Source organism: Formosa sp. Hel1_33_131, assembly GCF_001735745.1.
Classification (GTDB): Bacteria; Bacteroidota; Bacteroidia; order Flavobacteriales; family Flavobacteriaceae; genus Hel1-33-131.
Genome location: NZ_CP017260.1, coordinates 1318798 through 1335779 on the forward strand (window position 1 = coordinate 1318798; position 16982 = coordinate 1335779).

15 protein-coding genes and 1 tRNA gene are annotated in these 16982 nt (G+C 36.0%); 5 read left to right on the plus strand and 11 right to left on the minus strand.

What is annotated here, in order from left to right:
• The first annotated feature begins 53 nt into the window (after window positions 1-53).
• Both folB and FORMB_RS05975 read left to right on the plus strand, forming a co-directional pair.
• A complete protein-coding gene (gene folB / locus FORMB_RS05970) occupies window positions 54-410 on the plus strand; it encodes a dihydroneopterin aldolase (RefSeq protein ID WP_069676585.1) in 357 nt (118 codons plus the stop codon).
• 136 nt (window positions 411-546) lie between these two features.
• A tRNA-Cys gene (locus tag FORMB_RS05975) sits at window positions 547-617 on the plus strand.
• Between the two features lie 39 nt (window positions 618-656).
• Here the strand turns inward: FORMB_RS05975 and FORMB_RS05980 are convergent.
• From FORMB_RS05980 to rnr, 3 genes are all read right to left on the minus strand, one after another.
• Window positions 657-1328: a LysE family translocator gene (locus FORMB_RS05980; RefSeq protein ID WP_069676586.1), complete on the minus strand. Its 672-nt coding sequence runs from the start codon at window positions 1326-1328 to the stop codon at window positions 657-659.
• A gap of 27 nt (window positions 1329-1355) precedes the next feature.
• Complete coding sequence (locus FORMB_RS05985; protein WP_069676587.1) at window positions 1356-2027, minus strand: head GIN domain-containing protein; 672 nt, start codon at window positions 2025-2027, stop codon at window positions 1356-1358.
• Window positions 2028-2139: 112 nt separating this feature from the next.
• Window positions 2140-4308 carry a ribonuclease R gene (rnr, locus tag FORMB_RS05990; protein ID WP_069676588.1) on the minus strand — a complete coding sequence of 723 codons (2169 nt, stop codon included), beginning with the start codon at window positions 4306-4308 and terminating at the stop codon, window positions 2140-2142.
• Window positions 4309-4852: 544 nt separating this feature from the next.
• Here rnr and rpiB point away from each other — a divergent pair.
• The 3 genes from rpiB to FORMB_RS06005 are packed head-to-tail and all read left to right on the plus strand — an operon-like array spanning window position 4853 to window position 6640.
• Window positions 4853-5284 (plus strand): ribose 5-phosphate isomerase B, encoded by a 432-nt coding sequence (gene rpiB, locus FORMB_RS05995; protein ID WP_069676589.1) that lies wholly within the window; start codon window positions 4853-4855, stop codon window positions 5282-5284.
• A gap of 6 nt (window positions 5285-5290) precedes the next feature.
• Window positions 5291-6193, plus strand: a complete 903-nt coding sequence (locus tag FORMB_RS06000; RefSeq protein WP_069676590.1) for a cation diffusion facilitator family transporter — start codon at window positions 5291-5293, stop codon at window positions 6191-6193.
• 3 nt (window positions 6194-6196) lie between these two features.
• The gene (locus FORMB_RS06005; RefSeq protein WP_069676591.1) at window positions 6197-6640 is read left to right on the plus strand and encodes a GNAT family N-acetyltransferase; all 444 of its coding nucleotides are present in this window, start codon (window positions 6197-6199) and stop codon (window positions 6638-6640) included.
• On the opposite strand, the gene FORMB_RS06010 is transcribed toward FORMB_RS06005, so the two are convergent.
• The 8 genes from FORMB_RS06010 to FORMB_RS06045 form a co-directional block, all read right to left on the minus strand.
• Complete coding sequence (locus FORMB_RS06010; protein ID WP_231925574.1) at window positions 6637-7434, minus strand: OmpA family protein; 798 nt, start codon at window positions 7432-7434, stop codon at window positions 6637-6639. The two genes, FORMB_RS06005 and FORMB_RS06010, sit on opposite strands and share 4 nt — an antisense overlap.
• Before the next feature lie 69 nt (window positions 7435-7503).
• Entirely contained in the window at window positions 7504-9135 is a 1632-nt protein-coding gene (locus FORMB_RS06015; RefSeq protein ID WP_069676593.1) for a S41 family peptidase, read from the minus strand.
• On the minus strand, window positions 9119-9472 hold the full coding sequence (gene rnpA, locus FORMB_RS06020; protein ID WP_069676594.1) for a ribonuclease P protein component: 354 nt from the start codon (window positions 9470-9472) through the stop codon (window positions 9119-9121). The genes FORMB_RS06015 and rnpA overlap by 17 nt, the downstream gene beginning before the upstream one ends.
• A gap of 3 nt (window positions 9473-9475) precedes the next feature.
• The gene (locus tag FORMB_RS06025; protein ID WP_069676595.1) at window positions 9476-11302 is read right to left on the minus strand and encodes a M1 family metallopeptidase; all 1827 of its coding nucleotides are present in this window, start codon (window positions 11300-11302) and stop codon (window positions 9476-9478) included.
• A 96-nt stretch (window positions 11303-11398) separates the two neighbouring features.
• Window positions 11399-13012, minus strand: coding sequence for a S8 family peptidase (locus FORMB_RS06030; protein ID WP_069676596.1), 1614 nt, complete (start codon window positions 13010-13012; stop codon window positions 11399-11401).
• Window positions 13013-13023: 11 nt separating this feature from the next.
• A complete protein-coding gene (locus FORMB_RS06035; protein ID WP_069676597.1) occupies window positions 13024-13881 on the minus strand; it encodes an MBL fold metallo-hydrolase in 858 nt (285 codons plus the stop codon).
• Between the two features lies 1 nt (window position 13882).
• Entirely contained in the window at window positions 13883-16078 is a 2196-nt protein-coding gene (locus FORMB_RS06040) for a SulP family inorganic anion transporter (protein ID WP_069676598.1), read from the minus strand.
• The gene (locus FORMB_RS06045) at window positions 16075-16923 is read right to left on the minus strand and encodes a universal stress protein (RefSeq protein ID WP_069676599.1); all 849 of its coding nucleotides are present in this window, start codon (window positions 16921-16923) and stop codon (window positions 16075-16077) included. The genes FORMB_RS06040 and FORMB_RS06045 overlap by 4 nt, the downstream gene beginning before the upstream one ends.
• Between the last annotated feature and the right edge of the window lie 59 nt (window positions 16924-16982).

Here is a 16982-nt window from a genome sequence, read left to right on the forward strand (position 1 = left end):
ATAGATATATCTTCGGTATAATTATTATTTTTATCGAAATAAAAAAAGAGAACATGGGAGTTATTAAGGTTGAAAACATAAGAGTGTATGCGTATCATGGATGTCTGAGTGAGGAGACCACGATTGGCAGTGATTACAGAGTTGATGTGAGTGTAGAGGCGGATTTAGAAAAATCGTCTGTGACAGACGCTTTAAACGACACGGTTGACTATGTCACTTTAAACGCTATTGTGGTAGAAGAAATGCGTATTCCTGCAAAATTATTGGAAGCGGTAGCGAAGCGCATCATCAATCGGGTGTTTGAAAATTGTAAAACAGTGGTGTCGGTATCGGCGTCGGTTTCTAAAATTAACCCTCCAATTGGCGGTGATGTAGAAAAAGTAACGATTGTTCTGAGCGAATCACGTTAAAATAATTTTTTATAGATAATGGAATTTATATTTTAGGGGTGGTAATTACAGGGATTGTTAAGAGCCTCTTTTTGATGGATTCTTTTCTTTTATCTTGTGTAACGTTTAAATTTGCTTAAATTTGCATTCCTTTTTAGGCGTCTTGGCCGAGTGGCTAGGCAGAGGTCTGCAAAACCTTCTACAGCGGTTCGAATCCGCTAGACGCCTCAAGTTATGAAGACCACAACGTTTATCGGTTGTGGTTTTTTATTGCCCTATTTCTTCAATGATGGTTTGTGGGTTTAATTTGTCTTTTGGCAAAAAGCCTTTCGTAATTAGAACCAATCCACAAATAATTAAAATAATTCCAAGTAGTTTTTTAATTTTTAAAATGATCACAGGAGTCAATTGTTTTTTTAGCTGCTTGGCTAACACTATTTTAAATAAATCTGTTATAAAATACGCTAAGATCAGTGATCCAAAAAATACATAAAATCGATTGATGTCATTTTCTAAACTTGGTCCTGTAACGATGATAATGCCCAACCAAAAAATCAGTACGCCAACATTTATAAAGTTGAGTAAAAAACCTTTAATAAATAGTTCGATGTAATTCACCTTAAATGCGTTGGATAGCTGTGCTTTAAGGTCGTTTCGGTTTGGTTTTTTTAGAAAAACAATTAGACCGTAAACCGTTAAAATGGTACCTCCAAACACATACAAACCAGGTTGGTTGCTTAAGTTTTCTAAGAGTTGAAAGCTGCTAAAATAGGCCAATCCAATAAAAATAATATCTGCAATTATAACGCCCGCATCAAAAGCAACTGCAGCGCGAAATCCTTTGGTAACGCTCGTTTCTATCAACACAAAAAAGACGGGGCCAATCATAAAAGCTAAGAAAAAACCAAGTGGTATGGCAGCCTGGATATCATCTATCATAGTACTTTAATTTTAAGGAGATGGATGTTAATCTTTATAAATAACTCTTCCACCAATCATATTAATTTGTTTTACGGTTTTGGGGTTCCCGTGAATTATCAAATCTCCGCCAGCAACTATTCTAACTTCAATAACCTCAGAACTTTTTACTTCCGCTTCGCCTCCGGCCTTTATTTTTATTTCGGAATTTATTGCTTGTAATGAAGCACCTTCATAAATACCGCCTGTTCTTATCTTTATATTCTGGGATTCAGTGGTACCGCTTACTTTGATAATACCACCTGTCACACTTTTAATTGATAATAGTTTTGTGTCGGTAATGACAGAAATTTCGCCACCCTCTTGGGCTTTTAATTCCAGCTCGTATTGTTTAAATGTTGATTGTGAAGCTACTTTGGCACCTTCATTAACATCGATAATATCGATTTTGGTATAAAAGAGTTTTACAAACGTTTTATTGCCATTAAAGGACTTATTAAGATCCATTTTAATTTTAAGAAGATCATTCTTTTGAACGATAAAAACGTTGGAAGTGTCCTCCCCTGTAATTTCAATTTTATTTTCAGTAGACTGAACAAGCTCAATATTTATGAGGTCGTAAACTTTGAGTTCTGAAAATTCGCCTAAAGTTTTACTAATTGGAGTTTGAGAGCTTACTAAAAAACTAGAAAAGAGGAAAAATAAAATGTACGGTTTCATTTGTTGATATTTATTGATTTTTATAGGTCACATGCGATATCCATTTAATCATTTACTTGAGTATCAAGTTAGAGTTATGGTTGTGTCATGTGTTGGTATTTAAAAATATAATTTAAGTTAATATAAAGTCTAAATGTTTTTTGACTAAATCCGCTTTTTTGACACGAACCTCAACTTCATCACCTAACTGGTATTTGGTTTTAGTTCTTTCGCCAATTAAAGCAAACTCTTCAGCATCAAATCTATAAAAATCTCCTTTGATATCTCTGATTCTGATCATACCTTCGCATTTATTTTCTATGATTTCGACATACATGCCCCATTCAGTCACACCAGAAATAACGCCTAAAAAAGTGTCTTCTTTGTGGTCTTGCATGTATTTAACTTGCATGTATTTTATAGAATCGCGCTCTGCTTTTGTTGCAAGATATTCCATATTAGAAGAATGTTTACATTTTTCTTCATAAACACCTTCACTTGTTGATTTGTTGCCGTCCAAATAATATTGTAGCAAACGGTGTGCCATAACATCTGGGTAGCGACGAATAGGTGATGTAAAGTGGCTATAATGGTTAAAGGCAAGTCCGTAATGTCCTATATTTTTGGTGGTATAAACTGCTTTACTCATACAACGAATGGTGAGTGTATCTACAAGATTTTGTTCTTTGGTCCCTTTTACATTTTTTAGTAGGGTATTTAAAGAATGTGTGGTGGTTTCTCTACTTTTAAAATTTAATTGATGCCCAAATTGAGAAACAATTCTTTGAAGCCCAGCTAATTTTTGATCGTCTGGTTCATCATGAACTCTGTAGATAAATGTTTTTTGTGGTGATTGTTTTCCAATAAACTCAGAAACTTTTCTGTTCGCTAATAACATAAACTCTTCAATAAGTTTATTTGCATCTTTAGATGTTTTAAAAAATACGCCTACAGGGTTATTAGATTCATCAAGGTTAAATTTAACTTCAGCTTTATCAAAAGAGATGGCACCATCTTTCATGCGTTTTGAACGCATTATTTTTGCCAATTCATCTAATTTTAAAATAGCGTCTTTGATGGCTTTATCAGCAGTGTAGGCTTCGTCGGTAATGGATATTTCTGCAGGAATGGCACAGTCTTTAGTTTCTATCATATGCTGTGCTTCTTCATAAGCAAAACGTGCATCGCTATAAGTTACTGTTCTTCCAAACCACTGATTTTCGATACCTGATTTGTTGTTAATTTCAAAAACAGCAGAAAAGGTAAATTTTTCTTCTAAAGGTCTTAGAGAACAAGCATTATTTGATAGGACTTCTGGCAGCATCGGAACCACTCTATCTACTAAATAAACAGAAGTAGCACGTTCGTAAGCTTCATCATCTAAAATAGTTCCTTCCTGTAAATAATGAGATACATCGGCTATATGAATTCCAATTTCATAGTTTCCATTTTTAAGTTGTTTAAAAGATAATGCATCATCAAAATCCTTTGCATCTTTTGGATCTATTGTAAACGTAAGTGTCGATCGCATATCGCGACGTTTTACAATTTCACCTTCTGTAATCGAGGTATCTATGTTATTTGCAAAAGCTTCAACTTCGGCAGGAAATTCATAAGGCAGTCCGTATTCCGCTAGTATGGAATGAATTTCTGTATTGTGATCACCTGGTTTCCCAAGAATCTTAATAATTGCTCCATTTGGACATTCTGCTTTGTCGGGCCATTCTTCTAAACTTACAAGAACTTTATCACCATCTTCAGCTTTCATCGTTTTTGATAAAGGCACAAAAACATCCACAGGCATTTTATTACTATCAGGAACAACGAATGCAAATTTTTCATTTAACTGTACCACACCTACATATTCTGTGCGTGCTCGTTCTATAATTTGAGTTATTTCTCCTTCTTGTTTTCCGTTTTTCTTACGGTTATAAATATATAATTCTACCGTATCACCATGCAAGGCTTTATGCATATTATTAGAGGCTATAAACACATCGTCTTCAAAGGCATCACTAATGATGTAAGCATTGCCTCTTGCAGCCATATCTACTTTTCCTACAAAATATTCTGAGGACGTAATGATTTGAAATTTACCACGTTCTACTTCTTCAATTTCTTTTTGACCTGCAAGTTTGTGAAGATTTTTTATAATTTGGTTGCGACTGCTAGCGTCGTTAACCTCTAGTTTTGCAGCAATCTGCTTGTGATTGTATGACTTTTTTCTATCGGCTTTCAGAATTGTTAAGATACTCTGACTGTAATTTTGTACCGATTGTTTGTTATTCTTTTTTCTTTTCATTTAAGGTATGTAATTAAGCAAAGCTACCACTTTAATTCAACCAAGGCTCATCTCTTTTTCAACTTTATCCACATTTAATATAATCATATTAATTTTTTATTAAATTATTTAAAAACTAATGGTGTTTATTATAGTGTGTGAATAGGTTATATAAGTTTATTTAGAATACGTAGTTTTCTTCTTTATATACATTTTATAAACATATAATTAACAACTATATTATAATTAATTATCTGATTTATAATAATTTAATTGTATATGTTATGTGTTGTTAATAACCTCTATTCACATAGAATGACTCATAAGTAATTTAGTGTTTTTTGTTTATAAACATACTTTTGATATTGATAAGTAAGTAACCAAAAAAGATAACTTAATTAGTTTTATAACTTTAAGTTGGCGGTTGATAAAATTAATCGATATATAAAAATTTAGTTTTCATAATCGTTCATTAATTATTAACAACTAATTAAAAAGGCTATAAACAATTTAATTTAAGTACCACTCTTTTTTGTAAATTTACTAATAATAAAAGTTATACCAAATGAATATATCAATAGGAAATGATCACGCAGGAACGGATTATAAATTTAGAATTATAGAATTTCTTAAATCTAAACATATAGAAGTTATAAATTACGGAACAGACTCTGATTCTAGTGTAGATTACCCAGATTTTGTACATCCTGTTGCAAAAGATGTGGAATCCAAAAAATCCACTTATGGGATTTTAATTTGTGGGAGCGCCAACGGAGTTGCGATGACAGCTAATAAATACGCTAATATAAGAGCTGGGATATGTTGGACCAATGAAATTGTTTCTCTTATACGTCAACATAATAATGCAAATATTCTTTGTATTCCCGCACGTTTCACTGAAATAGAGGGTGTTTTAGAAATGGTTGACACCTTTTTAAATACAGACTTTGAAGGCGGTCGTCATCAAAATAGGATTAATAAAATACAACCTTGTTAACTAGTAATGGGACATTCTCATAAACACGCCCCCGACCGTACAGGTCGGAATCTTCTTCTTTCTATTTTATTAAATAGTGTCATTACCCTTGCCCAAATTATTGGTGGGTTTTTATCTGGAAGTCTTGCACTTTTAAGTGATGCGCTACATAATTTAACAGATGTAATTTCACTTGTTATTTCTTATGTTGCTTCTAGTTTATCTAAAAGAAAAGCCACTATTTCTAGAACGTTTGGATATAAACGTGCCGAGATTATTGCTGCGTTTATAAATGCATCCTCTCTAATTATTATTGCTATTTATTTAATGTTTGAAGCGGTTAAGCGCTTTTTTAATCCGCAAACTATTGAACCCGATTTAGTAATATGGCTTTCTATTTTAGGGATTGTTTTTAATGGACTCAGTGTTTTATTATTAAAAAAAGACAGTGCTCATAGCATTAATATACGCTCAGCATATCTACATTTATTAACGGACATGCTTGCCAGTATTGCAGTGTTAATTGGAGGACTTCTAATGAAGTTTTATCAAATTTTTTGGGTAGATGCTGCGCTCACAATCGCCATTGCGTTGTACCTCATCATTGTGGGGTATAGTTTACTTAAAGAGTCGTTTTACATTCTTATGTTGTTCACTCCAAAAGACATCAAAATTGAGGAGATTGTTGAAGAAGTTATTAAGGTCGATCAGATAAATAACATTCATCATATTCATGTGTGGCAGTTGAATGAAACCGAAATTCATTTAGAAGCACATATAGATTTTAATGTAGATTTAAAATTTTCGGAATTTAATATAATTCTTAAAAGACTAGAAGCCACTCTTTTTACAAAGTTTAAAATAAACCACTTTAACATTCAACCAGAATTTGGGAATTCAGACCCTAAATCTATAATTATTCAAGATTAATTTATGCTAGATATTTCTATTAAAACGTTTAACCAACTTTCTTTAGAGGAGCTTTATTATTTATTACAGTTAAGAAGTGAGGTCTTTGTAGTGGAGCAAGATTGCGTCTATCAAGACGTGGATGGAAAGGATCAAAACGCCTTGCACGTTATTGGAAAAAAAGACAATAGGATTATAGCTTATACACGTATTTTTAAAGCAGGCGACTATTTTAAAGAAGCGAGTATAGGACGTGTGGTTGTTTCAGAAAAAGAGCGTCATTTAAAGTACGGTCATCAATTAATGCTTGCTTCTATAAAGGCTATTGAAACGTCTTTTTATACAAAGAAAATCAAACTCTCTGCACAAAAATATCTAGAAAAGTTCTATACCAATTTAGGATTTAAAACAATTGGCGAACCTTATTTAGAAGATGGAATTCCACACATTGCCATGGTGAAAAATTAATTTCTTTTAGAAATAGAGGTGATTTTAATTTCTACACGTTTATCGTACTTTGTTGCTTTTCCTAACGGGTATTTATTCTTTAAACCCACATAGCGCATTCGGGTTCTCTTAACGCCATTTTTAACTAAATAATCATAGATATACTTAGCTCTGGCTAACGATAAATTTCGTTTACCGGTCTTTCGGTCTACAGCATCTCTTGCATTTTTTGTGCAACAGACATGTCCTTCTATCGTAAAATAGATATCGTCTCTTTCTCGCAATGCATCCGCCATCATTTCTAGAACGGGAATGGATTCTTTTACGATGTAACTATAGCCCGTTTTAAAGAGAATATTGTCAAGCGTTATTTTATCCCCAACCGCTAATTTTTTCTTTAAAAAACGATATTCTTCTTTTTCTTTAACAACCACTTCTGGCTCCGTAATTTTATACACCACATTGATCTCAACTTTTCGGTTCAATCCTCTTATAATATTTAGGTTATCAGAGGAAATCACACGTAGCAACACTTCTCCTTTTCCATCTACGTTGCTTATAAGGTTATCATCGACACCGAAACCAGAAAATATTTTTTTAATCGCATCCGCTCTGTTTTGAGAGAGCTCCAAATTATACAAATCACTTCCACGATCGTCACAAAACCCATAAATAGCGATGCGCTCTATTTCAACATCTTTTAAACTTTGAATAAATAACACAAGGCGGTTTGTTTCTATTTGAGGCACATCAAATTGCCCCGTTTCAAAATAGACCACATGCGTGTTACCCGTCTGTGCTTGAGACAAATTCATTAGTAAAAACAGTAAAAAAACAATCTTCCTCATCTTTTCTTCAAATCTCAAATGTAACTAAACATTTGTTTATTTCAATATATTTTGATAAACCGGTATGTCATTTATAATTTCTTGGGCCTTAAATACTTCGGCGTTTTCCGAAAGAAAATACGCATACATTCCTTCTCTGTAAAAATAGCGTTTTATTATTTCCCCCTCCAAAGCAGTTATAATTTCTATTTTAAAGGTCTCCACTAATTTTAATTTTTCTTCAAGAAGCGAGCGTTCTAACCCCTCAAAACTAGTCTCCATCGTTCCGAATCCCTCTTCAATTAGCAGCGTTTTTAAATGATTAATATCTTCTTGTGTTTGACCAATTGTATTGTATTTTTTTTCGGTACTCATCTTTTTAAAACGCTCAAAATCTTTTTTATCTAAACGAAAACCCTCTAAACCTTCAACGGTATTGTTGTGAAAATATTGGTTGGAATAATCAAATACTAACGCACTTTTTAAGAGTTTCTCTATAAACTTATTTGGATTTTCATTCCCAACAAGAATATCCGGATTAATTCCACCACCGTCATATACTGTTCGCCCATTTTTTGTTTTAAAGGCTGTGTATTGGTTTTCTTCATACCGAACAGCGGATCCATCTTTTTTTCTATTTCTATAGTCCAATGCCTGAATACAGCGCCCCGACGGCGTGTAGTAACGAGAGATTGTGACCTTTATTTGCGATCCGTAAGGCAAGGGTTTAGGCCGCTGAACCAATCCTTTTCCAAAACTCCTTTTTCCAACAACAACAGCACGGTCCAAGTCTTGCAAAGCACCTGCAACAATTTCACTTGCAGAAGCACTGTTTTGATTTATTAACACCACCAACGGAATTTCTAAACTTAGCGGTTGTTTTTGGGTTTCAAAAGTTTGGTTGTAATTATCTACGTTCGATTTTGTTGATACCACCAACTGCCCTTTTGGGACAAATAAGTTTACAATTTTAACCGCTTCATGAAGCAATCCGCCCGGGTTGTTTCTTAAATCTAAAATAATTCCTTTTGCCTCATCTATAAGCATCAATTTAAGTGCGCTCTCTACTTCTTTGGAAGCTGTTTTTGTAAAACGATCTAGCGCAATATAGCCAATACCATCTGGTAACAGTTTAGACACTGGAACTGCTTTTGGTTTTACATCTCCTCGCGACACAATCACTTCTACGGTTTTTCCATTTCGAAGGTAAGTTAAGGCAACCGTTGTGTTTTTTTTACCATTCAAAAACTGGGTTGCACTTTCTTGCAAATCACTTACATCCAGCCCATCAATTTTAATAATTTCATCTCCAGGTTTCAAGCCAGCCTTGTCAGCGGGTAAACCCTTATAAACTTCCACAACGACTAATTTATTTTTAGAAGTGTTGATGGTTGCCCCAATTCCAACATAGGCACCCGATTGATAGATTCGAGCTTTCTCTACATCTTGTTCGTTCAAGTAAGTGGTGTAGGGATCTAATTCTTTCAGCATCTGTTTGACGCTTGCTTGCATCAAATCAGCAGGATTCGTCTCATCCACATAATTCATGTTGACTTCTTTAAAGAGCGTGGTGAAAATATCCAACTGCTTCGCAATTTCAAAATAATCATTTTTATAGGCCGTTGTCGAAATAAAAATCAACACCAGAACTCCCAGTAACACTCCTCTTTTTTTACGATACAACTTCATTCAATTCTCTTTTATTAAAACGCTTTATTAAAAATTCAAACTGTTCTTTTAGTTGCCCCGATTCGGGCATTTCCTTTCCAACATACAAGACCATCAAGCAGTATTTTGAATCCAATGTATCGAGCGCTACTGAAAGTTGTTTTTCTACAGCCACCCTCAAAAGGCGTTTGATCCGATTCCGATCTACAGCACTTTTAAAATATTTTTTACTGACAGAAACCCCGACCAAATGTTTGTCAGTGGTTTCTAAATAGACCATTCTCAAAGGAAATGCACCAACTGAATTACCAGTTACGAACAACTGCTCTATTTGCTTTTTTCCTTTTAAACGCTCCATAGTTTATAATACTTTAAGCTTATTATTTTCTTTGTTTATGTCTGCTGTTGCTTTGTTTACATCTACGGTAATGGTATCAATTTCTGAAGGATTCATATCTACAGAAAAACTATATTCTGGATATGCCCAAGCCCAATCTTTTAACAACACCTCTCCAACCAGAAGTGGTTTTTCACCTCGCATCATCTGCAAAGGGATGTAATAATTTTTTACACTTCCATCCTTCATAAGAACCTGAACCTCTACTGGCATTGGCATTAACCCAATGCGTTCAAGCGTAATATTGGTTTTACCTTCTAAAGCAACGGCACTTTTCACTCCGTAATCAATCGTATTTGTCGTCTGTGTCCAATCCGTCAAAAACCATTCCAATTCTAAACCAGACGTCTTTTCGGCACAACGGATAAAATCATTTGGCGTTGGGTGTTTAAACGCCCAGTCGTTAAAATATTCTTTTAAGGTCTTTTCAAAATTTTCCTCTCCAATAATATATCGCAATTGCGCCAATACCAAGGCACCTTTACTATAAGTTGAGACGCTATAAGAAGCGTTATACGCAAACCGATCTGAATGTGTGCTCATGGGTTGTTCTTTGCCACTTTGCACGAGCCTGTAATAGCGATCGTAATTACGTTTCATTGGTTCAGCAGTCTCTACGCCAAATATGGTATTTTCAATAAATGTACAAGTGTACTCCGCAAACCCTTCATCTAACCAGGGGTGTTTACTTTCGTTAGAAGCCATCAAAAACTGAAACCATGTATGTCCAATTTCGTGTGCAGTCACGCCCACCAAACTCTCAAAACTGCGCTCTCCTGTAATCAGGGTACACATGCCGTATTCCATACCACCATCGCCCCCCTGAATCACAGAGTATTGCTCATAGGGATATTTTCCAACCGCACTGCTATAGTATTGCATGATTTCACTTGTTGGGACTTGTAAGTCTCTCCAGCGTTTTTTGTATTTACGCTTTAAGGACTTTTTATATAAAAAATGCAACAGCGGTCCATCGGGAACTTGTAAGGTATCGTGAATAAAATTTGGATCAGCGGCCCATGTAAAATCATGAACGTTGGGTGCTACAAAATGCCATGTTAGCACATCTGAATCTTCTTTTGTCTCTTTGGTTCCATATCCATGTCCAATTTCATTTGGGTTTTGTAAGTAACCTGTTCCGCCAACCGTATAGTCTTTATCAAGGGTTAGCTTTACATCAAAATCACCCCACACGCCATGAAACTCTCTTCCAATATAAGGGTCCGCATGCCAGCCTTCAAAATCATATTCTGCCATTTTTGGATACCATTGTGCCATAGAAAGCGCTACTCCTTCTTTACTGTTTTTTCCAGAGCGACGAATCACAGGCGGTACCTGTCCTTCAAAAGTCATTTCAAATAGGGCCGACTCTCCCGATTTGATAGGTGTGTTTAATTGAACTTCCAACACCGTTCCAACCACAGTATACTCTAAAGGGACACTGTTTTGGGTCAAACTAACAACGTTTAGAAATCCAAAATCTTCTTTTTGAAGCTTACTAATTCGATCTCCGACTCGTGAATCTGCATCTGCAATTGTAATGGAACGGACATCCATTTCACTTCCGGGTTGAAAGGCATTGAAAAATAAATGATAAAACACGCGCCCTAAATTATCTGGAGAATTGTTGGTGTAAACTAGTTTTTGAGTCCCTCCGTAATTGAAGGTATTCACATCCATTTTCACGTCCATAGTGTAGTCCACTCGTTGTTGCCAGTATTCAAAATTGTTTTGACTGTCCACAGAAGTGATTCCGATTAAAAAAGCAAGCACATAAGAAGTATGTTTCATTTGTTTGTGTTTATTGGTTTTTGTTCAAATATAACATCTATTAACTAGTTTTGCTGGTTGCCTAGTTTTAGTTATCAATGGTTCATGGTTTTAGAATCATTTAGACAGCTTTGACGCCATTAGTAATGCGTTATAAACGTTGACGATTCTTCCTGATTTTGACAGATCAGAAAAGGGCACCACAGTACCATTTTCTAAAGATACTTTTTTATTAATAGCAATCCCAGAGGTCATTAGTATTTGTTTTACTTGTGCCGCACTTAAGTTTGGATATTGCGAAAATATCAAAGCTGCCACACCTGCCACCATTGGGGAAGCCATGGAAGTTCCGCTTGCAAATTCGTAGCTATTTTTAGGATAGGTTGAATAAATTTGAGAACCTGGCGCAAACACATCTACCGTGTTTTCCCCATAATTGGAATAGCTAGCAGCCAATGTTGAGCCGTATTTTGGACCGTTTGATCCGACCTTAACAAAATTGTTAGCCACCTCAGCTCCATTGTCGATTTGATCGTTCGGGAAATAATTATTTTCATCGGTGTTTTTGCCATCATTTCCAGATCCAGCCACAATCAACACATCTTTTTTAGCTGCATAAGCAATGGCGTCTCTCACCCAATCACTATGAGGCGAAAACTTTTTACCAAAACTCATATTAATAACTTTAGCACCATTATCAACGGCGTAATACACCCCTAAAGCCACATCCTTGTCGTATTCATCGCCATTAGGTGTGTTGCGGATCGCCATAATTTTTACATTATTAGCCACCCCATTCATTCCAATTCCATTGTTGCGTTCGGCGGCTATAATACCAGAAACATGAGTTCCATGACTGCGGCCATTTTTTGGTCTTACATCATTATCACCATAAGAGCGATCGTTCAAATCGTTAGGGTTATCTCCAACAATACTTCTTCCATCAAAGTCCACATTTAAACTATAATCTAAACGATCGTTGAAAGATTTAAGCCCTCGCTTCATATCTTTCATCATCGCATCCATACTCTCAAATCCAAACCCATAGGATTGTTTGATAATATTCAGATGTTTTAATAACGCCTTATCTGTTGTAGAGATGCCTTCCACATCTTCTTTTGTATAATTAGGGTTTTTTAAATAGTCTGCTACCGCAGCATCCGCAGTGCTTAATTTCCCTATAATTCCATCGTATTGTCTTTTTAGACGGCTTGTGCTCTCCCGCTCTTTTGTAAGCAATTCTTTTGCCTCTGCATAGCGAGGGTGGGTTGTATCGCCACTTGCTATTAGTCGCACATATTCTAACTGTTCGTTGTTGGATTCCCCAAGGAAATTCCAACCATTCACATCGTCTATGTACCCGTTGTTGTCATCGTCTTTTCCATTGTTAGGAATTTCATCAGCATTGACCCAAATAGTATCTTTTAAATCTTCGTGATGAATGTCGATTCCAGAGTCAATAACCGCTACAATCACTGTTTTACTCTTTGGTTTCACCAATTTTTTATAGGCTTTATGTAAGCTTATCCCAGGGACTGTATCTGTTTTGAGGTCTAAATGACTCCATTCTTTTTCTTCGGCGTCTGTAAGATCTACTGCTTTAAGTGGAATTAAATCAATATTTTCAATGGGGGTTGATACGATGGGGGCAGTTGATCCGCAGCTTAAAATAAAGAAGACACCCAAAAGATAGGTGATTCTTTGAAGTAGTTTGTGTAGGTTTGAGTTCATTTTTTTGAGTTTTAAAATAGATTATTAAAGGCGTAAGTATCGTTCAGGCGCACCCCTTTTTCGGTATGCTTGACGGTAATTAATTCGTTATGAGCGTCATGTTCCAAAAGTAAAAAATAATTTTGATCCGCAGCCAGTTTTAAAAAACGATCTTTTTCGTCTAAAGTTAGCAGCGGTCTTGTGTCGTATCCCATGACAAAAGGCAGAGAGATATGTCCTACGGTTGGCAACAAATCAGCCATAAAACAAATGGTTTTTCCTTTATAGGAAATCATCGGTATCATCTGTTTATCTGTATGTCCGTTTGCAAAAAACACATCAAACCCCAAACTCGTATTTCGCAGTATATCTCCGTCCGGAACGGGGATATGTTTTAAGTGTCCACTTGCTTCGATTGGCATAATATTCTCTGTCAAAAAAGAAGCACGCTCCCGTTTATTGGGATTTAGAGCCCATTGCCAATGGTCCTCGTTACTCCAAAAAGTAGCATTTTTAAAGGCAATTTCATAGCCCGTTCTATCAGAATTCCATTGCACGCAACCCCCACAATGATCAAAATGTAAGTGGGTCAAAAACACATCTGTGACGTCGTCTCTACAAAACCCGTGTGAAGCAAGCGCGCCGTCCAACGAATGCGTTCCCCAACGGTAATAGTAATTAAAAAATTTATCACTTTGTTTGGTTCCCATCCCCGTATCAATTAAAATTAAACGGTTTCCGTCTTCGATCAACAAACAGCGAGACGCAATATCAATCATGTTGTTTTCGTCCGCAGGGTTTGTTTTGTTCCAGATCGCTTTTGGTACAACACCAAACATTGCCCCCCCGTCTAATTTAAAATTACCAACATTGATAGGGTATAGCCTCATCTTAAACCTTGTTTATGATTGCATTTAACCGAACCCCAAAGTCCAACAAGGCTTTGATTTCCTTTATGCTTGCGATGCGTTCTTTATTAAAAATCAATAACCCGTCTTTACTAGATTCGATATGATAATAGGCGTTGCTTTCAAAAAACCGCACGAGTTCGTCTGTAAAAAGGGATCTAATTTCCTGAGCATTTTCGCCTCTTAAATAAAATCGTTTTGAGAAATCAGCGTGGTTTTTAATCTCAATATCTCTATAGCCAGCTAAGGTGTAAAACCGTTCTAACAAGCCCTCTCGGTCCAATGTAAACACAGGAACATTTGGGGAGGTTTTGATATAAAGCATGGTGGATCGGACAACTTCCTTGGCGATAAATTCCCCTTCCGAAAAGGTGATATCAAACAAACGATAAGGGTCGTTTTTCCTTGATAGTTGATTAAAAACATGCTCCACCTTTTTTGTTTTAAAATAGATGAAGTTTTCTAAAAACACAGTGTTTCTACGCTTTAGAGGATCATAAGTCAATTTAAAATCCGCTGCGACGAGTTCAAGATTATTTTGACGTTTTGTTTTGTTGTCAGGGATGATATTTTGAAGCGGTAACAAGCGTCTCAATGCAAACGGGTGTTCTGACTTTGTACCTAAGATGTCCAATCCAATGACACCAATATTCCCCCCTTTTTTATGAAATAATTCTTGATAATCATGGATGTTTTCCATGACGGAATGGTCCACAAAACCACACAATGAAAAATCAACAATCACATCACTTTGTTCGGGAATGGCCTCTAGTTTGTTTTTGAGGATGTTAAAATTTAAAAAACTACAGAAATGCTTTATACTCAAAAAATAACTTCCATCTTCTTCCTTAAACATGAGCACATTTGGTTTTAGAATATTTTTTATAAATAAACTTAAACTTTTTGTGACTACAATATGAATGATAAAAGTGGCAATTAATCCCGCAACAATTCCAGAAATCAATCCCACTTTAAGGGTGACAAACAGGGTTGCAAAGAAGATGATGAGTTGTTCTTTTCCAATGGTAAAAATACGACGCACCACGTCAGGGGATGCGAGCTTATAGCCTGTATATACAAGAATTGCCATCAAGGCGGTGAGTGGAATTCGGGTCAACTCCTTACTAAACAGAACAATAAACACGACCAGAAACAAGGCATGAAATAAATTTGAAGAGCGATTGCTTCCGCCGTTGTTCACGTTTACCGAACTTCTTGCAATGACGGTTACGACATTTAACCCTCCTAAAAACCCACTTACAACCGTTGCCAGTCCGAGGGCCTTAATGTCTTTATTGACGTTGGATCGTCTTTTACGGACGTCTAATTTATCAACGGCTTTGATGCTTAATAAGGATTCAATACTGGCAATTAAGGTCAGTGCAATGACGCTTGACCAAAAGGAAAGTGTCCCTACCATTTCAAAGTTTGGCGTTGGGATGTCCGTTATTATTTCCTGAATATTTGGAATCCCCGGAATCATATAAGCACTTGAAATGGGGTTTGGTGTTTTCAGGATTAACTCATAATAATAACTAAATCCAACAGATAGAATGACAATCCACATGGGCGCAGGAATCAACTGAAGGTATTTGTTTCGAATCTTTGAATAAAAGACCATAATTGCCAAGCTTAGAATCCCTGCCACAGCGGCATAAATTAAGCTTTTATCCTCAAACTGAAAGACGGTAATAATGGTGTTTGGAATTTCTAACAGGTAGTCAATTCCACTGTCTCTGACAATTTTATTGCCAAGCATGATGTGGAACTGTTTGCCTAAAATAATAAGTCCAATAGCTGCTAACATTCCCTGAATTGCTGAGGACGGAAAATAGTCTGCCAATTTTCCGAGTCTTAAAAACCCAAGAATGACTAAGATGATTCCCGAGCAAATAATGGCTGCATAGGTAGCCGTTAACCCCAGTGTTGTAATGGCGACTAAAACAACGCCTACCAAGCCGTTTCCAGGCCCAGAAATGGTAACAAAGCTTCCGCCCAAAATTGAGACGATTACACCGCCAACGATTGCGGTAATGACTCCTGCAATTGGAGGTGCCTCACTCGCCATTGCCAATCCCAACCCAAGGGGCAGTGCAATAAGACTGACCACTAAGCCAGAAAACATATTTTTAGGTAAGGCTTTTATAAACCCAACAAATGAATTTTCTTTGGTTCTCATTGGACAATTAATACATCGGTTGGTAATTCAGTTAAAATATGTTCGATATCGTGTGGAAATAAACGGTCCCAAAAGGTCATTTTCGCTGGAGCATTCATCACTAATAAATCGGCTCTGGCGACTTGTGCATAATGCCCTATTGAATACCCGCGTTTTCCAAAAATAGGCTGAGATTTTATCGCCAAATCTTTTGTGTAATCCGCAGGAATTGTGTCTAATATTTTTTTAACGCGCGCCTCTTCTCTTAAACGCAAACGTTCTTTAATGATGGTTGATTTTCTAAGGGATTTGTCATCATCAACTTTTACACTTACTTCTTCTTGGTCAATTTCTTCAACGACCGTAATTTTATCAGCCCCTAAATGGTGACCAACAAAAAAGGCCGTATTGACAGTTTCTTTTGTTTTTGGATCTTTCAAGCCATTAACCACAATGTGTTTACAGGGTACCCGCTCTTTGGAAGGATTGATTAAAAGCAACACGGAACAACTTGCTTGTCGTGTGATTTTTCGTGCAATAGACCCTAGGTAGTATTTTAAAAAGTTTTCTTTTTTGAGGGCTCCAATGATAAGGAGGTCCACGTTTTTTTCTACGGTTGAGGACAGAATGACATCTACAGGATCACCAGACTTGAATAAAATCTCAAATTCTAAACCGTCATTTTCAAAGGGTTTTAAGAATTTTAAAAATGTTTTTGATTTTTTATCAGAAGATTCCCCGACATGAATCAATACTAATTTGCTACCAAAACACAAAGCCAGTCGTGCGGCTTCATTAATATTGGCCTCTAGATTTGGGGAAAAAGTAACTCCAATTCCAATCGTTTTAAAAGCAATAGTATTCAATCGGTTTTATGTTTAAAGTTTATCCTGAAATATAAGACTTTCTTTAAAAATATAAAAAC

Excerpts from the sequence above, each read along its gene's own strand:
- folB (WP_069676585.1), top strand. The coding sequence starts at position 54 with ATGGGAGTTATTAAGGTTGAAAACATAAGAGTGTATGCGTATCATGGA.
- FORMB_RS05980 (WP_069676586.1), bottom strand. The coding sequence starts at position 1,328 with ATGATAGATGATATCCAGGCTGCCATACCACTTGGTTTTTTCTTAGCT.
- FORMB_RS05985 (WP_069676587.1), bottom strand. The coding sequence starts at position 2,027 with ATGAAACCGTACATTTTATTTTTCCTCTTTTCTAGTTTTTTAGTAAGC.
- rnr (WP_069676588.1), bottom strand. The coding sequence starts at position 4,308 with ATGAAAAGAAAAAAGAATAACAAACAATCGGTACAAAATTACAGTCAG.
- rpiB (WP_069676589.1), top strand. The coding sequence starts at position 4,853 with ATGAATATATCAATAGGAAATGATCACGCAGGAACGGATTATAAATTT.
- FORMB_RS06000 (WP_069676590.1), top strand. The coding sequence starts at position 5,291 with ATGGGACATTCTCATAAACACGCCCCCGACCGTACAGGTCGGAATCTT.
- FORMB_RS06005 (WP_069676591.1), top strand. The coding sequence starts at position 6,197 with ATGCTAGATATTTCTATTAAAACGTTTAACCAACTTTCTTTAGAGGAG.
- FORMB_RS06010 (WP_231925574.1), bottom strand. The coding sequence starts at position 7,434 with ATGAATTTGTCTCAAGCACAGACGGGTAACACGCATGTGGTCTATTTT.
- FORMB_RS06015 (WP_069676593.1), bottom strand. The coding sequence starts at position 9,135 with ATGAAGTTGTATCGTAAAAAAAGAGGAGTGTTACTGGGAGTTCTGGTG.
- rnpA (WP_069676594.1), bottom strand. The coding sequence starts at position 9,472 with ATGGAGCGTTTAAAAGGAAAAAAGCAAATAGAGCAGTTGTTCGTAACT.
- FORMB_RS06025 (WP_069676595.1), bottom strand. The coding sequence starts at position 11,302 with ATGAAACATACTTCTTATGTGCTTGCTTTTTTAATCGGAATCACTTCT.
- FORMB_RS06030 (WP_069676596.1), bottom strand. The coding sequence starts at position 13,012 with ATGAACTCAAACCTACACAAACTACTTCAAAGAATCACCTATCTTTTG.
- FORMB_RS06035 (WP_069676597.1), bottom strand. The coding sequence starts at position 13,881 with ATGAGGCTATACCCTATCAATGTTGGTAATTTTAAATTAGACGGGGGG.
- FORMB_RS06040 (WP_069676598.1), bottom strand. The coding sequence starts at position 16,078 with ATGAGAACCAAAGAAAATTCATTTGTTGGGTTTATAAAAGCCTTACCT.